Here is an 18,569-nt window from a genome sequence, read left to right as displayed (position 1 = left end):
AATTATTAATTTGTACGAAAATTATTTTTAAAAGTAATTCTGTCTTCCCAACCTTTTTTAAAATTTAATCATCTATAGATTAAAACTCTCTTATGAAAAATATATTATTTGTTTTATTATTTATCTCTACCTCTGTATTTGCACAACAAAATGAAAAGAAATGGGAAAAAGTAATTGATTTTGAAAATGAAGGAAAAACCAAATCAGCTAATGAATTAGTTGAAAAAATCTATAAAGATGCCGTTTCAGATAAAGATGAAGCCGAAATGATAAAATGTTTTTTCTATCATTCAAAATATCTGCTTCTTATTGATGAAAATGCTCAGAATAAAATCTTAAATAATCTAAAAACCGATATAAATCGAGTTTCTATACCTTCAAAAGCAATTTTGAATCTCATTTATGCAAAATGCCTTAATGAATATTTTATCCAAAATAATTATTCCATACGAAATAGAACAAATATCAAAACTCTAAATGATGACTTTTTAACTTGGACAGCAGTAAATTTTATGTCTCAAATCAATTTAATTTTAAAAAAGAGTTTAGAAAATGAACTTGTTTTAAAAAATACTTCACTTTCAAAATACGATCAGATTTTTGACTATTCGACTTTAGAAGAATTTAAAAACGAAAATTTATTTGATTATATCATCAAAGAAAATATCGACATTTATAGTTCAAAAGTTTATTCCGCTAGCTTTGCTCAAGAAGATATAATTAAATACAAAAATGACTTATTAGGAAGCTCTGCCAATTTCATAAAACTAAATTTAGACTTTATCGCTTATGACGATTTACGTTTAGCAATATCATTATACCAAAAACAAGAAACCATAAATCCAAAGCAGGAAAATCAATGGGAGCGCATTGAGTTTCTAAAAAATAAATTGAATCTCTCCAATGAAGAGTATCTTGATGTCATAATTCGCTTTCAAAAAACTGTAAAAGACAATTCGCTTATTCAGAAAATTCAATTGGAGAAAGCCTCAATTCTTGATCGAGAAGCATCAAGAGAATTGAAGCCAAATAATAATATCGACGCCATAGCAATTCTTGACAGTATAATAAAAGTAAATAATCGATCAAATGCTTATAAACTTGCGATACAGAGAAAAGCAAACATTCTTTCCAAATCTTTATATGTCCAGCTGGAGAAATACATTTACAATGAACAAAATGCGAGGGCGTTTATTCATTACAAAAATGTAGATACTTTAAAAGTTTCGTTTTATAAAATAACTCATAAACTGCTTCTTGATTTTAAAACAAGAAATCTAAACAAAGATAGTTTGGTGAATAGCGTTGTTTTAAAAAATGCTCCTTCTTACACAAAAGAATATTCGCTGGTAAACAAAAAAGACTATTTTAAATATACCACCGAAATACTTTTGCCAAATATAAAAACTGGATCTTATTTAGTTTATTTTGAAAGCAATTCTGATATTAAAAATACAAAAGCTTATACGTATGAAACTATAACTTCATCAAACATTAGTGTTCTGGCCTCTCAAGAAAATGAAATCGAAAAATATCAGGTTTTAGATCGAAAAACGGGAAAACCTATAGAAAATGTTACCATAAAAACTTATAGTGCCACCTTTAAAACAGGAAAAAATGGAATCGCAGTTTACAATACTAAAAATGTAAAATTCAAGGGTGATACGCTTGAATTGTTTACTTCAAATGACAGTATTCTAATTCACAAAGATTACATCAATTACAGCGTAGATTATAATAAAAGTGAAACTGAAGATGAAGATGACGATTACAAAGGAAAAGTCGAATTTTATTTGGACCGAGCCATTTATCGTCCTGGGCAAACTCTTTATTTTAAAGGAATTGCTATTAAAAAGAAGAAAAACAAAACCAGCGTTGTTCCGCAAACTTCTTTTAAAATTATTTTTAGAGACGCATCTTATAATGAAATCAATAAATTTGATGTAACAACCAATGAATTTGGTTCTTTTTCTGGCGAATTTATTTTACCAAAATCAGGTTTGACAGGTTCTTTTGGAATTTCTGCTGAAGAATCTGACAATTCGAAAAATGATATTATTTATAATAAAAAAGAAAACGATCACCCGTTTTGGGATCATGTTGACTTAGAAAATTCTCAAACCTACTTTAGAGTTGAAGAATATAAACGCCCAAAATTTGAAGTCACTTTTGAACCTAAAAAAGAAACTTTTAAAGTAAACCAATCCATAAAGGTAAAAGGAAACGCCAAAGCTTTTGCTGGAAGTTCGATTTCTGATGCAAAAGTTACTTATAAAGTTACACGATATGCAGGCTATTACTCGAGAGACTACTATTCATCAAGTTCAAATGAAGTTTTAGTAACAGGCGAAACCAAAACAGATGCATCGGGGAATTTTGCGATTGATTTTATCGCTGTTCCTTCTGAGGAAAGTTCAAAAAAAGATCTTCCAGTTTTCAATTATCTTATAGAAGCACAAGTAACTGATATAAATGGAGAAACTCACGATGCACAAACAAATGTAAAAGTGGGATATCATGATTTGGTTCTTGAAACTGTAATTAATCCACAAATTAATACAAAAGATAAAAATGAAATTATTCTAAAAAGCACCAATTTAAATGGTGAATTTTTAGCTGTGAAAGGTGAAATTAAAATATATTTCGTACGTCCTTTGCCAAGCAAATTCAAAAAGCGAGTATGGCCTACGCCAGAAATTCAAATACTATCTGATGAAGATTTTGAAAAACTATTTCCGTACGAACAAAACGGTCAGGAATATAGCAAAGAAGATGAAGTCTTAGTGTATTCGAAAAAAGTAGACACTGAAAAAGATAAAAAAATCGCATTAGATTTTATCTCAAATTACAAATCTGGAAACTACAAAATTGTCTTTTCAGCAAAAGATAGTTTTGATAATTTAATAGAAAACACAACTAAATTCCAGATTAAACAAAGCAAAGATAAATTCAATCCAAGCGTATTATTTTCCGCTGTACAGATAAATGAAGATGCGAAAAAAGATGGTTTTGTATTATTAAAATTAACCTCTGTCGTTCCGGAACTTTATATTTCAACAATTGGAAATTATGATAGTAAGGTCTTTTTTGAAAAAATTATTCATTTAGAAAACCACGAAACGACAATAAAAATTCCGCTAAAGAAGGAGTTTTACAACATATTAAGAATCGGGTTTCAAAGCATATTTGAAAACGAAGTTTTTTCTAGTGATGTAGCAGTTGCATTAAAATCTATTACTCCTAAATTAGAATTCAATGTAGAAACATTTAGGAGTAGAATACAGCCTGGAAGTCCAGAAAACTGGTCATTCAAATTAAAATCAAAAGACACCAGAAACGAAGCTGAAGTTTTAGCATCAATGTATGACAGTTCATTAGATCAGTTTACAAAAAATGATTGGAATATATTAGCCATAAACGACTATAATTATAACGGAAGCTATAAGAAATCGTCATTTGGTTTTGATCAGGTTTCGGCCTCTATTATGTATTTAAATCTGCCTCTAAACCGACTTGAACTATTTAGTGAAGACACTAAATTAATGTCGTTTGGATTCGATTTTAACAGCAAAAATAATATTCATCAAAAGAGACTGTATCAAATGCAGGTTGCTAAAAAGGCTAAAAAACCTTTCAATGCAAAATTGATTTCGGGAATTATAACTGATAATTCTGGACTTGCCTTGCCAGGAGCTTCTATTGTCGTGAAAGGTACAAGACGTGGCACTCAAAGCGATTTTGATGGTTATTATGAAATAGGCGCTAAAGAAAACGAAGAACTTGAGTTTAGTTATATTGGCAGTAAAACCCAATCTGTATTAGTAGGAAATAGAAAATTCATTGATATTGTTTTAACTAATGATTCAAGTACTTTATCAGAAGTTGTGGTAAATACTGCATATGGCATTCAGAAAAAAGCAAGCTTATCTGCCGCCATTACTACGGTTAGCTCAAATGTTATTTATGAAGAAGACAATACTGTTTATGATATAAATTCTGTAAACAAAAAGGCATTAGAAGAATTAAATCAAGTGAAAGCAAGAAAAAATTTATCTGAAACTGCTTTCTTTTTGCCAAATTTAAAAACAGATTCACAAGGAAAAGTGAGTTTCTCTTTTACATCGCCAGAAGCTTTAACGGCTTGGAAACTTCGCTTATTTGCACACAACAAAGAAGCAGTTTCTGGTTATTTGCAGAAAAACGTTGTGACTCAAAAGGAATTAATGCTTTTGCCAAATTTTCCGCGTTTCTTTAGGGAAAAAGATACGATTGTTATCACTACGAAAATTTCAAATGTTACCGCCGAAGCGAAAACTGGAATTGCTGCTTTACAGCTTTTCGATGCTGTAACAATGGAACCAATTGATGCTAAAATGCTAAATGCAGATAACATTAAAAATTTCACAGTTCCAGCTTATGGAAATACTACAGCAAGTTGGACCGTTACAATTCCTGAAGGTTTACAGGGTGTTCAATATAAAATCGTGGCAAAATCAGGTGATTTCTCAGATGGAGAAGAAAACATTATTCCTGTTTTAACCAACAATATGCTTGTTACAGAAAGTATTCCGATTTGGGTTCGTGAAAATTCAACCAAAGAATACACTTTTGAAAACTTAAAAAACAATAATTCGACAACATTAAAAAATCATCAATTTACATTTGAGTACACTTCAAATCCTGCATGGATCGCAATTCAATCTTTGCCTTATTTAATGGAATATGAACACGAATGTGCAGAACAAACCTTTGCTCGATTTTATTCGAATGCACTTGCTAAAGAAGTAATTTCAAGCAATCCGAAAATTGCTGCCGTTTTTGATGAATGGAGAAAAAAGGGGAAAATCAATCCAAAATTAGAAGAAAATGAAGAGCTAAAATCAATTATTCTGTCAGAAACGCCATGGTTAAATGATAATCAAAATGAAGATGAAAAGAGGAAAAGTTTTGCCGTTTTATTTGATTTGGAAAAAATGAAAACTTCGCAAGAAGCTACTTTCGAAAAATTAAAAAAGAAACAAAATTCTTATGGTAGTTTTTCATGGTTTGAAGGCGGTACTGGAGACGATTACATTACTAGACATATTTTAGCAGGATTAGGCCATTTGTCAAAATTGGTTAAAAATCAGAATCTTAAAATTGATGAAATTACTAAAAGCGCAATTCCTTTTATAGATGGCAAGTTTTTACAAGAACATCAAAAAAGGGCAAAATTTAATAAAGAAAGGAACAGTTTAATTTGGAGATGGCCATATTCTAATTTGCATTATTTATATAGCAGAAGTTTTTATTTAGAACAATATCCGCTTTCGGATACTTTAAAAAAAGTAACCAAATTATATCTCGAAACAGCAAAAAGAGATTGGTTAGATTATTCTATTTATGAAAAAGGATTGACAGCTTTAGTCTTAAATCGTTTTGGAGAAAAGGAAAGCGCTAAAAAAATCATTGAAAGTTTAAAAGAAAATTCATCTAACAATGAAGATTGGGGAATGTATTGGATTGCCAATAAACCAGGTTGGTACTGGTATCAAGCGCCTATAGAAACTCAAGCTCTTTTAATTGAGGCTTTCGCCGAAGTTACTCAAGACACCAAATCTGTTGATGCAATGAAAGTCTGGCTACTAAAAAACAAACAAGCTAAAAACTGGCCAACAACAAGATCAACTAGTGAAGCAATTTATGCATTATTACTCCAAGGCAGCGATTGGCTTTCTGTAAAAGACAATACAGTTATAAAATTGGGAGATGAAAAAATCATGACCAAAAAATTATCCGAAAATGAAAAAGAAGCCGAAACAGGTTATATCAAACTAAACTGGAAAGCTGAAGAAGTAAAAAAAGAAATGGCTTCGATCAGCGTTCAAAACAAATCTAAAATTCCAGGTTTTGGTGGTGTTTATTGGCAGTATTTTGAAGATTTAGATAAAATTAAAAATAACACTGGAGCTGTTTTATCTGTTTCGAAAGAATTGTATCTAAAGAAAAACACGCTAAAAGGTGACGAATTGCAAAAGATAACAACTGAAAATTCTTTAAAAATTGGAGATTTAGTTACAGTCCGTTTAATTATCACTTCGAAAGAAGATTTGGAATACATTCATTTAAAAGATATGCGCGCTTCTTGTTTTGAGCCTGTAAATGTATTTTCACAATATCAATATTCTGATAGATTAGGATATTATATGAGCACAAAAGATGCAGCGACTCATTTCTTCTTTGACAAAATCAATAAAGGAACTTATGTTTTAGAATATGATATTCGAGTAAATAACAGCGGAGAATTCTCAAACGGAATTACGACAATACAAAGTATGTATGCACCAGAATTTGCAAGTCATACAAAAGGAATTCGAGTAAAAGTGAATTAATAAAATTTAGGCATAAAAAAACCTAACAGGTTTTAAAAACCTGTTAGGTTTGATATTTAAATCTGAAATGAAGATTATTTAGTAATCGTCAATTCGTCGATAATGTTTTTAGCTCCAGCGTATTTGTCGATAATCCAAAGTACATAACGAATATCAACGTTGATAGTTCTTTGTAATTTAGGATCAAAAATAACGTCTCCAGCCATAGCTTCGATGTTTCCATCAAAAGCAATTCCGATTAATTCTCCTTTTCCGTTAAGAACTGGCGAACCAGAGTTTCCTCCTGTAATATCGTTATCAGTTAAGAAGTTTACTGGCATATATCCTGCTTTATCAGCATATTGTCCATAATCTTTTTTCTTGTTTAATTCTAATAAACGAGCTGGCAAGTCAAATTCTTGATCTCCTGCTTTGTATTTTTTAACCATACTTTCCATTGTAGTATAGTTATTGATTTTAGCATCGTTGCGAGGATCTGCAGGTAAAGCACGAACTTTTCCGTAAGTCAATCTCAACGTAGAGTTTGCATCTGGATATTTAATTGCGTTCAATTTAGACTCTCTTAAACCTTCAACCAATTTACGGTAAGCCGTTGCAAAACCATCATCAGCTTTTGCTTGGTCGTCTGTTTTAGAACGGTATTTTGTCAATAAATCATTAGAAATAATATACAACGGATCGTGTACAATTGCCAATGGCTTTGGATCAGCTAAAAATTCCAATACTTTTTCTTTAGTTGTAAAATAACTAATTTCAGTAGCTTTTGCTACATCTGCAGTAAAGTCACCATTGTTAGCCGTTTTCATTTTTGCGATTTCAGGAGCAAGTCCGTACTCAGCAGCTTTTTCAGCATATAAATTCAATTGTGCTGTTAAAACATCTTTTTCTAATGGCGCATAAAATTCACCATAAATGTTTTCAATCATCGCATTGATCTTAGGAAGCATTTCTGCTTTTTTAGCATCGTTTTCTTTGTAATAAGCAATTAATGCATTTCCTATATTAGCTGGAGCAGTTGCATAGCTAGAAGTACGTAAAAGTTGTGTCAAATAATTATCGTGACGCGCTTTTAAGTTTGTTTCTCTGTAATAATCGTTGATAGTTGGAATTACATTCTCGTATTTTTCTTTGTTTGCAGGTTTGCTTGCCCACTCGTAGAATTTATCTTCTTGTTCTGCTTTTGTATCAACAGTTCCGGCTTTTGTTAAAGCATCAATCATACCTTGACGGTTTTTCCAGTAGTTTGCTGTAGAAGCATATTTAGAAGCATAGTCTAAACGAACAGTTGCATCTTTATCCATATACTTTTTCATTACATCCATTCCGGTTTTTGCACCTTCAACCCAAGCAGGATAAGCATATTTAATGTTTTGCTCAATTCCTCCAGCAGGCATCCAACGGTTTGTTCTTCCTGGATAACCTAAGATCATTGCAAAATCATTTTCTTTTACTCCTTTTAAACTAACTGGCAAATAGTGTTTTGGCTGTAACGGCACATTGTCTTTAGAATATGCTGCTGGATTTCCGTCTTTATCTGCATAAACTCTAAACATAGAGAAATCTCCTGTTTGACGAGGCCACTCCCAGTTGTCTGTATCTCCACCAAATTTACCTACGCTTTCAGGCGGAGTTCCTACTAAACGAACGTCTGTGTAATCTTGGTAAACAAAATAGTAATATTCATTTCCTTGAAAAAAAGGACGAACAGAAACAGTGTATTTTCCATTTTCGCTATTTTCTTTTTCAATCAAAGCGATCTCTTGTTGAATAACTTTGTTTCTTTCAGTTTCTGTCATTGTATCATTTACTTTTGACAAAATTCTTTTCGAAACATCGTCCATACGAACGAAGAAACGAACATATAAAGATTTAGGCTTTAGTTCTTCTGAACGACTTTTTGCCCAAAAACCATCTTTCAAATGATTTTGTTCTGCAGTTGAAAGTTCTGCAATCGCACTATAACCACAGTGGTGATTAGTAAGAACCAAACCGCTGTTAGAAACTATCTCAGCAGTACAACCTCCATTAAACTGGACGATTGCATCTTTCAAACTATGATTGTTAATGCTGTAAATTTCTTGAGCCGTCAATTGCAAGCCCATTTTTTCCATATCTCTATGGTTCAATCTTTCGATAAACATCAAAAACCACATTCCTTCATCCGCTCTCATTGGGAAAGCCATAAGGGACATGGTCAAGAATAAAATTACTTTTTTCATGTTATTTTGTTTAAGTGATGCGAATATAAGCCATTTTGATAATTATTTCATCTTAAACGATTCTAAAATTAAATATGAGAATGATTTTTTAACTCTTTATTACGAATTTAATATTCTATAATCAAAAAATAATATTGAGTTTCAAATCTGTATTACAAAAAAGAAATTTTCTATCTTTCCAAAAAACAAAAAAGTCTCGCAACCCAAAAATCATATTTATTCTATGATAAAAAAACCACAGCACAGTTCTTTTCAAAAACTGATTTTATTTGTCATTTTTCTTGTAAGCGCTCATATGAATGCTCAAGTAATTCAGGAATTTTTGATCGAGAAGCCTGAATCCAAAACTCAATTAAAAGAAAGAAATTTAAACGGAAAAGTAAGAACAATTAAAACCTGTTTCTTTACAATCGAAAACACCCCAAAACAGCAAAACATTAAAAAACTACTTAATCCAAATATTTATGGTTTGTACGAAACTTTTAATGCATCGGGAAGATTGACAAAAAAAATAACCTTACATCCTCCTGTTTATTTCCCAATAGACACTATTGGTGGAGACAGTCTGGTTTATAACAACAAAGGAAAACTTGAAAAATCTTTTTATACAAGTGCAATCGGAGTGGATTTTATCAAAAAATTTAATGATAAAGAAGATAAAATCTCTCAGGAAGAAATCAAAAAAGATGAGGATACTTATTTTGGGGCCAACAACTATTATTCTTACAAATATAATACAGCAGGCTATAAAATAGAGGCCATAGAATATTCATCAGATGACAATAAAAAGGATCCGAAAAAAGCAAAGGTGCGATCTTATTACAAGTACGATGCTAAAAACAGACTTATAGAAGAAAGCAGATACGGAGAGTTGCTGAGTTTTTTGATCGAACCAAAAGAAACACCTCTTACATTTAGTTATAAATACGACCTAAAAGACAATCTCATTGAAGAGAGTTGCTTTTATAAAGACCCAGTATATAAAGCGACGTATAATTACGACAGTAATAATATTTTAATAAAACAAATTTATACAGAAAAAGGCAAAACGGATACAGCTCTACTTAAAAATGGCTTAATAAGTCAGCGAACCGTTACTAATAAAAATAATTATATAGAAAGCAGAGTTTATAAATACGAATTTGATGCAACCGGAAACTGGATCAAATTAAACATTTCAACAACTATTTCTGAAAATGGAAAAAAAACAATTAAAAAAGAGACTTTAGTAACCAAAGAAATCACTTACTATGAATAAAATAAAAACTCTAATCGTAGTTTTATTATTTATAAATTACGGTTTCTCACAAGTTGGTTCTGAATATATTTTTAAGAATGACTGGGAAAAATTTGGTCTGAAAGGAAATGTAAAAACAGTAAAAACGGCTATGAAAGTTAGTAATGACGAGCGCTGGAATTCGAATTTGTTTTATAAATACAATCCAGTTCTGCATAATTACTATGCTACTGACGAATATGATCGTGAATTGTATTACAAAAAATTCAATACCTACGGAATGATTATTGAACGTTCTGATAAAAGAATTTCCAATTTAAATGAAGAATTTGAAAAAGGTCAGGTTTTTAAATTTCAAATTGATTCAGTTGATTTTTTTAACAAACAAAAAATCGCTTCGCAATGCAACTTTTTGTTCGGAATGAATCCAAACAGAACACACACATATGACGATTCAAAAGAAGAGATGAAATATGAGTACAAAACAGAAAATCAAAAGATCACTGAAGAACTCTACTTTAATGATTATTCTAGCGATGAATTTCCAAAGGAGGATACTTTAAAATTCGACCGTAGGACTTTGTTTTTCTACAATCCTAAAGGACAGGTTGTTAAAAAGCAGATTATTATTCCGCTTGACCAATATAGTAGTCACAGCACAGAAACATTCTACGATCGAGAGATTTTTAACGACAATACATTAAATGTCAATTACACTTATAATGATCAAGGCCAAATCACAAAAATGACGGTTTATAAAAGAAAAGAATTCTTATATGAAGAAATTTACAAAATCGAGAACAATAAAGTAATCGAAATGGAAAAACACGTCGACAGTGAACATACCCACAACGAATTTGATAGTGATAAGGTCGTTTATAAATACGATGGCTTTGGTAATGTAAGTTCCATGACGTCTTATGACAATGAGGTGGGAGAAGAAATCCTTATTTCAATACTTTTTGATTACACTTTTGACAGTAAAAATAACTGGACGCTTTGTAAAATGTATGTCAATCAAAAAAATGCGATTCCAGATGCTGTAGCAGAAAGGAAAATAGAATATTACAAAAATTAGTATGCTTTTGAATACAAAAACATTCCAATTTAAAAACAAAAACCACTAACGATGAATTGTTAGTGGTTTTTTATATTTAAAAAAATATCTTTTTATTCGTTAAGCATTTTCCAAAGTTTATCTTTTAAATCTGTTAAACCCTGTTGTGCAACAGAAGAGATAAACATATAAGGGATTCCTTTGAAAGAAACATCTAACTCTGCTTTCAATTCTGCTTTTAGTTCATCATCCAACATATCGCATTTTGAAATAACAACAAGACGTTCTTTATCTAACATTTCAGGATTGTATTTCGTTAATTCGTTAACCAAAATATCATATTCTGCTTTGATGTCTGGAGTATCAACGGGAACTAAAAACAATAACGTTGAGTTACGTTCAATATGACGCAAGAAATAATGACCAAGACCTTTTCCTTCAGCAGCACCTTCAATAATTCCAGGAATATCGGCAATTACAAAAGACTGAAAATCTCTGTAAGCTACGATTCCTAAATTTGGTTTTAAAGTCGTAAACGGATAATCAGCAATTTTTGGTTTTGCAGAAGTCAATACAGACAATAAAGTAGACTTTCCTGCATTAGGAAAACCAACTAAACCAACATCTGCCAAAACTTTAAGTTCTAGAATAACATCCATTTCTATTCCAAGCAAACCTGGCTGTGCATAACGAGGCGTTTGGTTTGTAGAACTTCTAAAATGCCAGTTTCCTAAACCTCCCTTTCCTCCTTTTGCAAGAATTTGTTTTTCTCCGTGTTCTGTAATTTCAAAAAGTGTTTCACCAGTTTCTTTGTCTTTTACAACAGTTCCTAGTGGCACTTCAATTACTTTATCTTCTCCATCTGCCCCCGTACTTCTGTCAGAACCACCATCTCCACCGTGACCCGCTTTAATGTGACGTGCAAACTTTAAATGAAATAATGTCCAAAGTCCTTTATTCCCAACTAAATATACATGTCCTCCGCGACCTCCATCTCCTCCGTCTGGACCACCTTTTTCAATAAATTTCTCTCTATGTAAATGCGTAGATCCTTTTCCTCCTTTTCCGGAAGAAACATATATCTTAACGTAATCTACAAAATTTCCTTCTGTCATTTTTCTGAATTTCAGATTTTAGATTTCAGATTTTAGATTTCTCTAGCTTCTATTTCTAAATTCTATTTTATTTATTTTTCAGTGCCAGTCTAGATTTTCAGCACAAACTGCGACTGAAAACTGCGACTGAAAACTATTTTTTTATTCTTTCAATGCTTTGACAAGCACTTTATCAATCTTTACACCGTCCATGTCTATAACTTCAAGAACGAATTTCTGCCAAACTAATTTTTCTCCTTCTTTTGGAATATGCGAAAGCTCAGTCATGATCATTCCGCTTACGGTGTTTACTTCGTAATCGTTTGTTAACTCATCCAATTCGAAATAAGTCAAGAAGTCGTGTAGCGAATAATGTCCGTCAACTAGCCAAGAGCCATCTTCTCTTTCAATTAATTGGAATTCGTCTTTATAAAATTCTGATGCATCACCAACTAAAGCTTCTAAAATGTCATTCAATGTAATCATACCTTGAAAAACACCATATTCATCTGAAACTAAAGCATAATGAACACCTGTTTTTTTGAAATTCTCTAATGCTTTATAAGCCGTAGTTTGTTCCATCAAATAAGGTGCATCAGACATAATTGCAGCCAAATCAAAATTATCGCTTTCGATGTTAGCAAAAATATTTTTCAGCGTTACGACTCCAACAATATCATCGTAATTATCATTGTAAACAGGATAAACTGCATGAAGATCCTGAACTACTAATTCTTTGATTTTTTCTTTATCTTCTTTTAATGGCAACATATCAACCGACTTGCGGTGTGTCATTAAAGAATTTACTTTTCTGTCTCCAATATGGAAAACACGTTCCACAATATCTTGTTCAATTTCTTGAACTTCTCCTACTTCTGTTCCTTCTTTAATGATGGCTTTAATTTCTTCTTCGGTAACTTTTCCATCAGCAGTTGGTTTTATTTGAAGAACATTCAATAAAAAATCTGTTGAAGAAGTCAATAACCAAATGAATGGCGCCGTAATAATCGAAATCACTTTCATTGGCATTGCAACCATTTTAGCAATTGCCTCTGGATAATTTAATCCGATTCGTTTTGGAAGCAATTCTCCTAAAACCAATGAGAAAAAAGTTAAAACTACAACCACAATTCCAACTGCAACTGAATGTGCATAAGGTTTTAGAACTGCAAAACCTGCGACAAAAAGTTCTACATCGGCAGTGATTTTGTCACCAGAATAAATACCCGTCAAAATTCCGATTAAGGTAATTCCAATTTGTACTGTAGATAAAAACTTATTTGGGGAATTGGCTAAATCAAGTGCAGTTTTTGCACTTTTATTGCCTTTTTTCGCAGCTGTTTCGAGCCTGTTTTTACGGGCAGAAATCAAGGCGATTTCAGACATGGAGAAAACTCCGTTTAATAGAATTAGAAAAAATATAATTAGTATTTCCAATTGATAGTGGATTCGTTATAAAATAGTCTTGTTAAATATAATTTGCAATCTTGATTTTTAGACGTTACTTAAAAAACTAATTTTTCTAACCCTAAAACAGTGATTCTTAAAATATCTTAAGAAGCTAGTTTTATGGTTAGAAAAATAGTTCTTTGCGCCCCGATAACTATCGGGATGTAACGTACAGCTGGAATAAGCTTCTACAAATTATCTATAACTGACGTTAATCGCTCTGTAATTTGTTCAATAGTTCCTATACCGTCTACGGCATAAAACTTATTTTGTTCTTTGTAATATCCAATAAGTGGAGCTGTTTTCTCATTGTATTCTTGATATCTTACACGAATTTTTTCTTCGTCTTGATCATCAGCTCTTCCACTTGTTTTTCCTCTTTCTAATAAACGTGCTACCAAAATCTCATCGTCAGCTTCTAAAGCAATTGTTGCTGTAACGCTTGATCCAATAGTTGGTAAAAATTTATCTAAAGCCTCAGCTTGATTAATTGTTCTTGGATAACCGTCGAACAAAAATCCTGCTGTATCTGGATGTTTTTTCACCTCATCAATTAACATTGCAGTTGTTACTTCGCAAGGAACTAGTTCTCCATTGTCCATAAAAACTCTTGCTTTTTTTCCTAGTTCAGTATCATTTTTTAAATTGAAACGAAAAATATCTCCAGTTGAAAGGTGCGTTAAATTGTATTTCTCTTTTAAAAATTCTGCCTGAGTTCCTTTTCCTGCACCAGGCTTTCCAAATAAAACGATGTTAATCATAATTGAAATGAGTGTTGTTACTCCTGTCTTTCAGAAGTCTTTAAATGAATATTTAGTTGTGTTTTGTTATTCTGCTAATTTGTAAACTTCATTCAGATTTCGGCCTAAACCATCATAATCCAAACCATAACCTACAATAAATTTATTCGGAATTCTGATTCCAACATAATCTATTTTAATGTCTTTTTTATACGCTTCTGGCTTAAAGAACAATGTTGCAATCTTAAAATGCTTTACATTTTGCGCTTTAAACAAATGCTTTAATTCTTCAATTGTGTTTCCAGTATCGATAATATCTTCAATAATAATTACCGTTCTTCCCGAAAGATCCTGATTAATTCCGATCAATTCTTTAACCGAATTTGTACTTTCAGTCCCTTCATACGATGCCATTTTGATAAATGAAACCTCGCACGGTTTTTTATATTTTTTCAAAAAATCTGACACTACCATAAAAGCGCCATTCAAAACTCCAATAAAAATTGGCGTATCATCTCCAAAATCATCCTCTACCTGAGCCACTATTTTAGTTAAAGCAAAATCAATTTCTTTAGCCGAAATAAACGGAACAAATTGTTTATCGTGAAGTTGTATCATTATTTTTCTTTTTAAAATAATGGACAAAGATAAAGAATTAGAACTTAACTGCTTCTATCAAAATGGACTGTATCTCGATATTTTTTCTGAATGTTAAATATCAGTTAATGTTTACAAATTATTTTTTGAGACTATCTGAATTTTAAGTAAATTGTTGTACTATAATTATTTAACTCCAAAAACCAATGAAAAAATCCTTAACCTTATTTTCAATTCCGTTATTAGCCTTAATGACTGCCTGCAATGGGCAAGTAAAAAAAGAAGAAAAAGAAGCTTTGGCGAAACAGCCTGGAAATGTTGTAAAAACGGCTATCGGAGACATTACTCTTCCTCCGCCCTATGCCACAGAATCTAAAACCAATAATAGTAAAGTGATTGGCTGGCCAGCTGGCAAAACTCCAAAAGCACCGGAAGGTTTTACTGTAACTAAATTTGCAGACGGATTTGAGAATCCGCGTTGGAGTTATATAGGTCCAAACAATGATATTTTTGTTGTTGAAAGCGGAACCAGAACAAGCAAAAACCAAATTATAGTTTTGCGTGACAATGATAAAGACGGAAAATATGAAACTCGTGAAGTTTTTATTTCTGGTTTAAACAGACCTTTAGGAATGTTAATTTTAAAAGACTTTTTTTACATTGCAAATACTGACGGACTTTACCGTTATCCTTATAAAAACGCACCATTAAAATTAGAAACTCAAGGAACTAAAATTGTTGAACTGCCAGCTGGCGGATACAACAATCACTGGACAAGAAGTTTGCTTGCCAATCCTGAAGGAACAAAAATTTATATTGGTGTTGGTTCAGGAAGTAATGTTGGAGAAAACGGAATGGATAAAGAAATTCGTCGAGCTGCAATTTTAGAAATCAACCCTGATGGAACTGGCGAAAAAATCTATGCTGAGGGACTTAGAAATCCAATGGGAATGGATTGGAATCCTGCCAATAAAAAAGAACTTTGGACTGCGGTAAATGAAAGAGATGAACTTGGTGATGATTTGGTCCCAGATTATATTACGAGTGTAAAAAGAGGCGGTTTTTACGGATGGCCTTATTCGTATTTTGGAAGTATTCCTGATCCAAGATGGAAAGAGAAAGGTGAACGAAAAGATTTGATAAAAAAAGCAATTGTTCCCGATGTTCCAGTTGGTGCTCACACCGCTTCTTTAGGATTGGCTTTTTATACTAAAGATGCTTTTCCTGCGAAATATAAAAACGGAGCATTTGTTGGACAACATGGTTCTTGGAACCGTTCTAAAATTTCAGGTTATAAAGTGTTGTTTGTTCCTTTTAAAGATGGAAAACCTTCAGGAAAACCAGAAGATTTTTTAACTGGCTTTATTTCTGACAATGAAAAAGCAGAAGTTTACGGACGTCCAGTTGCTGTAACGGTTATGAATGACGGATCGCTTTTGGTAAATGATGATAGCGGAAATACAATTTGGAAAGTGACAGCAAATAAATAAAATTCCAATTTTTAACTAACAAATTCCAATCTACAAAAAGATTTTAAACACATAGAGACATAGATTTTTGTTTAAAAGATGTTATTAAAGAAATCTCGTTTTTTCGCATAGTTCGCTATGTGAATTTAAATAAGTGAAACGCCTTTTTTGCCTCAATCAATACTATGTTTCTATGTGTTAAAATTATTTACGTCATAATTTCATCTGTATGATTTCTAAAAAATATTTTCTTCTTCTTTCTGTTCTTTTTATTTCTAGAAATAGTTTGGCACAGGAAAAAGAAGTCCAAAATATTGATTCTACTAAAACTCAAAAACTAAATGAAGTTTTAATTAGTCCGCTTCATATTAATAGAGATTTACAGAATAGTCCCGCTTCTATTGGAATTTTAGCGGAAAAAGAATTACTTCGAAATAATACCACAGATATTAGCAATGTCATTAATACGATTCCTGGCGTTTTTATGCAGTCGTCAAATATTACGACAACCCGAATTTCGATTCGCGGAATTGGAGCGAGAACGCCATACGGAACCAATAAAATAAGAGCTTTTTATGGAAGCATTCCGCTAACTTCTGGAAATAGCGAAACCGTAATTGACGATATCGACCTTCAAAATATCAATCAAATTGAAATTATAAAAGGACCGCTTTCGAGTATTTACGGTGCAGGTTTGGGCGGAGCAATTTTAATTTCGCCTCAAACTTTAAAAAAAGGCAATTATCAAACTGAAATAAGTTCCGTTTTTGGTTCTTTTGGATTATTAAAAAATAGAATAAGTTTTGATTTAAATGAAAAAAGTTCTTCTCTAAATCTAAGTTATCATAATTTAAAGACAGACGGATGGCGCGAAAACAGCACTTACAATCGCGAAGGAATTACGCTTTCGGGAGAATTATTACGAAAGAAAACCAGCAAGCTGACTTACTTTTCCAATTATACTTATTTAAAAGCTTATATTCCGAGTTCAATAAACAAAACCACTTTCGAAAATAATCCGCAAGCAGGCGCGCCAACTTGGGTTTCTTCAAAAGGATTCAAAGAATACAAATCGACTTTAGGCGGATTGGCTTACGATTTCAAAATAAATGATCACCTCAACAATTCGACTTCAGTTTTCATCAATTATAAAGACAGCAACGAACCGCGACCTTTTGATATTTTACGTCAATATACTTTTGCTTCGGGCGTACGAACACAGTTTTCGGGAGATTTTAAAATTGGAAAAATCAAAAATCAGTTTATTGGTGGAATAGAATATTTCAGAGACAATTACAGCGGAAATACTTTTCAAAATCTTTATCAGCAAAATAACGGAAACGGAAGTTTACAAGGCGATCAACTTTCAGCAACCAATCAGAAAAGGCATTTTTATAATATTTTTTCGCAAATCAGAACTTTACTTTCTGATCAATTTGAAATTCAGGCAGGATTAAATTACAACAAAACCAAATTTGAACTGCAAAATGATTTTCCCACTTCCGCGAATAATCCGAAGGAAAAATATAGTTATGACGGCATTTTTTCGCCACAGCTCTCTTTTCTATTTAAACCGAATGAAATTCAGACTTTTTACTTTTCTGTAAGCCGTGGATTTTCTCTTCCTGCAACTGAAGAAACTTTAACCTCATCAGGAAATATCAATCAAGACATAAAACCTGAAACCGGTTATAATTTTGAATTGGGCGGAAAATTTCATTTCTTCAATAAAAAACTTTACACACAAATTGCCATTTATCGAATGGAAATTAAAGATTTATTGGTGGCAAAAAGAATCGGCGAAGATCAATACGAAGGTGTAAATGCTGGAAAAACTTTTCATGAAGGAATTGAAGTTTCATTAAATCATAATTGGCCAATAAATAAGATTTTCAATTTAAACTCCTATATCGGAACCTCAGTCGGGAATTATGAATTCAAAGAATTTGTCGATAATGGAAATGATTATTCTGGAAACAAATTAACTGGAGTTCCCGCCAATACAGCAAGCGCAGGTTTTATTTTAAACACAAATTCAGGATTTTATTTTTCAGCCGATTTTCAGTTCACAGATAAAATTCCAATGAACGATTCAAATGCAGATTTTTCAGATTCTTATTCTTTATTAAATTTAAAAACAGGTTATCAATTTGAGATTTTATCAGGTCTAACGACTCATTTAGACGCAGGAATAAATAATGTGACAAATGAAAAATATGCTTCAATGATTTTAACCAATGCAACAGGAGTTGGAAATGCGCAACCAAGATTTTATTATCCAGGCTTACCGATAAATTATTACGGAATTATCTCATTAAATTACTTATTTTAGCATT

10 protein-coding genes are annotated in these 18,569 nt (G+C 31.9%); 5 read left to right on the top strand and 5 right to left on the bottom strand.

All coding sequences use genetic code 11. The features are described 5' to 3' along the window. Positions 1-92: 92 nt before the first annotated feature. Positions 93-6,371, top strand: coding sequence for an alpha-2-macroglobulin family protein (locus DM444_RS06710; protein WP_111285031.1), 6,279 nt, complete (start codon positions 93-95; stop codon positions 6,369-6,371). A 74-nt stretch (positions 6,372-6,445) separates the two neighbouring features. Here DM444_RS06710 and DM444_RS06705 read toward each other — a convergent pair whose 3' ends face one another. After that, a complete protein-coding gene (locus DM444_RS06705; RefSeq protein WP_111285030.1) occupies positions 6,446-8,590 on the bottom strand; it encodes a S46 family peptidase in 2,145 nt (714 codons plus the stop codon). Between the two features lie 223 nt (positions 8,591-8,813). On the opposite strand from DM444_RS06705, the gene DM444_RS06700 reads away from it, so the two are divergent. After that, entirely contained in the window at positions 8,814-9,848 is a 1,035-nt protein-coding gene (locus tag DM444_RS06700) for a hypothetical protein (RefSeq protein ID WP_111285029.1), read from the top strand. Then, a complete protein-coding gene (locus tag DM444_RS06695; RefSeq protein WP_111285028.1) occupies positions 9,841-10,905 on the top strand; it encodes a hypothetical protein in 1,065 nt (354 codons plus the stop codon). Before DM444_RS06700 ends, DM444_RS06695 begins: the two co-directional genes overlap by 8 nt. Positions 10,906-10,997: 92 nt before the next feature. Here the strand turns inward: DM444_RS06695 and obgE are convergent, their stop codons facing one another. From obgE to hpt, 4 genes are all read right to left on the bottom strand, one after another. Beyond that, positions 10,998-11,999: a GTPase ObgE gene (gene obgE / locus DM444_RS06690; RefSeq protein WP_111285027.1), complete on the bottom strand. Its 1,002-nt coding sequence runs from the start codon at positions 11,997-11,999 to the stop codon at positions 10,998-11,000. A gap of 141 nt (positions 12,000-12,140) precedes the next feature. After that, a complete protein-coding gene (locus tag DM444_RS06685) occupies positions 12,141-13,415 on the bottom strand; it encodes a hemolysin family protein (RefSeq protein ID WP_111285026.1) in 1,275 nt (424 codons plus the stop codon). A 200-nt stretch (positions 13,416-13,615) separates the two neighbouring features. Beyond that, positions 13,616-14,188: an adenylate kinase gene (locus tag DM444_RS06680; protein WP_111285025.1), complete on the bottom strand. Its 573-nt coding sequence runs from the start codon at positions 14,186-14,188 to the stop codon at positions 13,616-13,618. A 66-nt stretch (positions 14,189-14,254) separates the two neighbouring features. After that, positions 14,255-14,785, bottom strand: coding sequence for a hypoxanthine phosphoribosyltransferase (hpt, locus tag DM444_RS06675; protein WP_111285024.1), 531 nt, complete (start codon positions 14,783-14,785; stop codon positions 14,255-14,257). Between the two features lie 185 nt (positions 14,786-14,970). Between hpt and DM444_RS06670 the strand changes: the two genes are divergently transcribed. Beyond that, positions 14,971-16,254, top strand: coding sequence for a PQQ-dependent sugar dehydrogenase (locus DM444_RS06670; protein ID WP_111285023.1), 1,284 nt, complete (start codon positions 14,971-14,973; stop codon positions 16,252-16,254). A 208-nt stretch (positions 16,255-16,462) separates the two neighbouring features. After that, positions 16,463-18,565 (top strand): TonB-dependent receptor, encoded by a 2,103-nt coding sequence (locus DM444_RS06665; RefSeq protein ID WP_111285022.1) that lies wholly within the window; start codon positions 16,463-16,465, stop codon positions 18,563-18,565. The last annotated feature ends 4 nt before the right edge of the window (positions 18,566-18,569 follow it).

The sequence above is a fragment of the Flavobacterium ginsenosidimutans genome (genome assembly GCF_003254625.1).
GTDB lineage: Bacteria > Bacteroidota > Bacteroidia > Flavobacteriales > Flavobacteriaceae > Flavobacterium > Flavobacterium ginsenosidimutans.
Note: the sequence above shows the minus strand (reverse complement) of the source record. Positions and strands in the feature narration are given on the sequence as shown.

What these genes read in the sequence shown, in the direction of transcription:
- hpt (WP_111285024.1), bottom strand. Translation starts at nt 14,785, where the DNA reads ATGATACAACTTCACGATAAACAATTTGTTCCGTTTATTTCGGCTAAA.
- DM444_RS06710 (WP_111285031.1), top strand. Translation starts at nt 93, where the DNA reads ATGAAAAATATATTATTTGTTTTATTATTTATCTCTACCTCTGTATTT.
- DM444_RS06665 (WP_111285022.1), top strand. Translation starts at nt 16,463, where the DNA reads ATGATTTCTAAAAAATATTTTCTTCTTCTTTCTGTTCTTTTTATTTCT.
- obgE (WP_111285027.1), bottom strand. Translation starts at nt 11,999, where the DNA reads ATGACAGAAGGAAATTTTGTAGATTACGTTAAGATATATGTTTCTTCC.
- DM444_RS06670 (WP_111285023.1), top strand. Translation starts at nt 14,971, where the DNA reads ATGAAAAAATCCTTAACCTTATTTTCAATTCCGTTATTAGCCTTAATG.
- DM444_RS06700 (WP_111285029.1), top strand. Translation starts at nt 8,814, where the DNA reads ATGATAAAAAAACCACAGCACAGTTCTTTTCAAAAACTGATTTTATTT.
- DM444_RS06705 (WP_111285030.1), bottom strand. Translation starts at nt 8,590, where the DNA reads ATGAAAAAAGTAATTTTATTCTTGACCATGTCCCTTATGGCTTTCCCA.
- DM444_RS06695 (WP_111285028.1), top strand. Translation starts at nt 9,841, where the DNA reads ATGAATAAAATAAAAACTCTAATCGTAGTTTTATTATTTATAAATTAC.
- DM444_RS06680 (WP_111285025.1), bottom strand. Translation starts at nt 14,188, where the DNA reads ATGATTAACATCGTTTTATTTGGAAAGCCTGGTGCAGGAAAAGGAACT.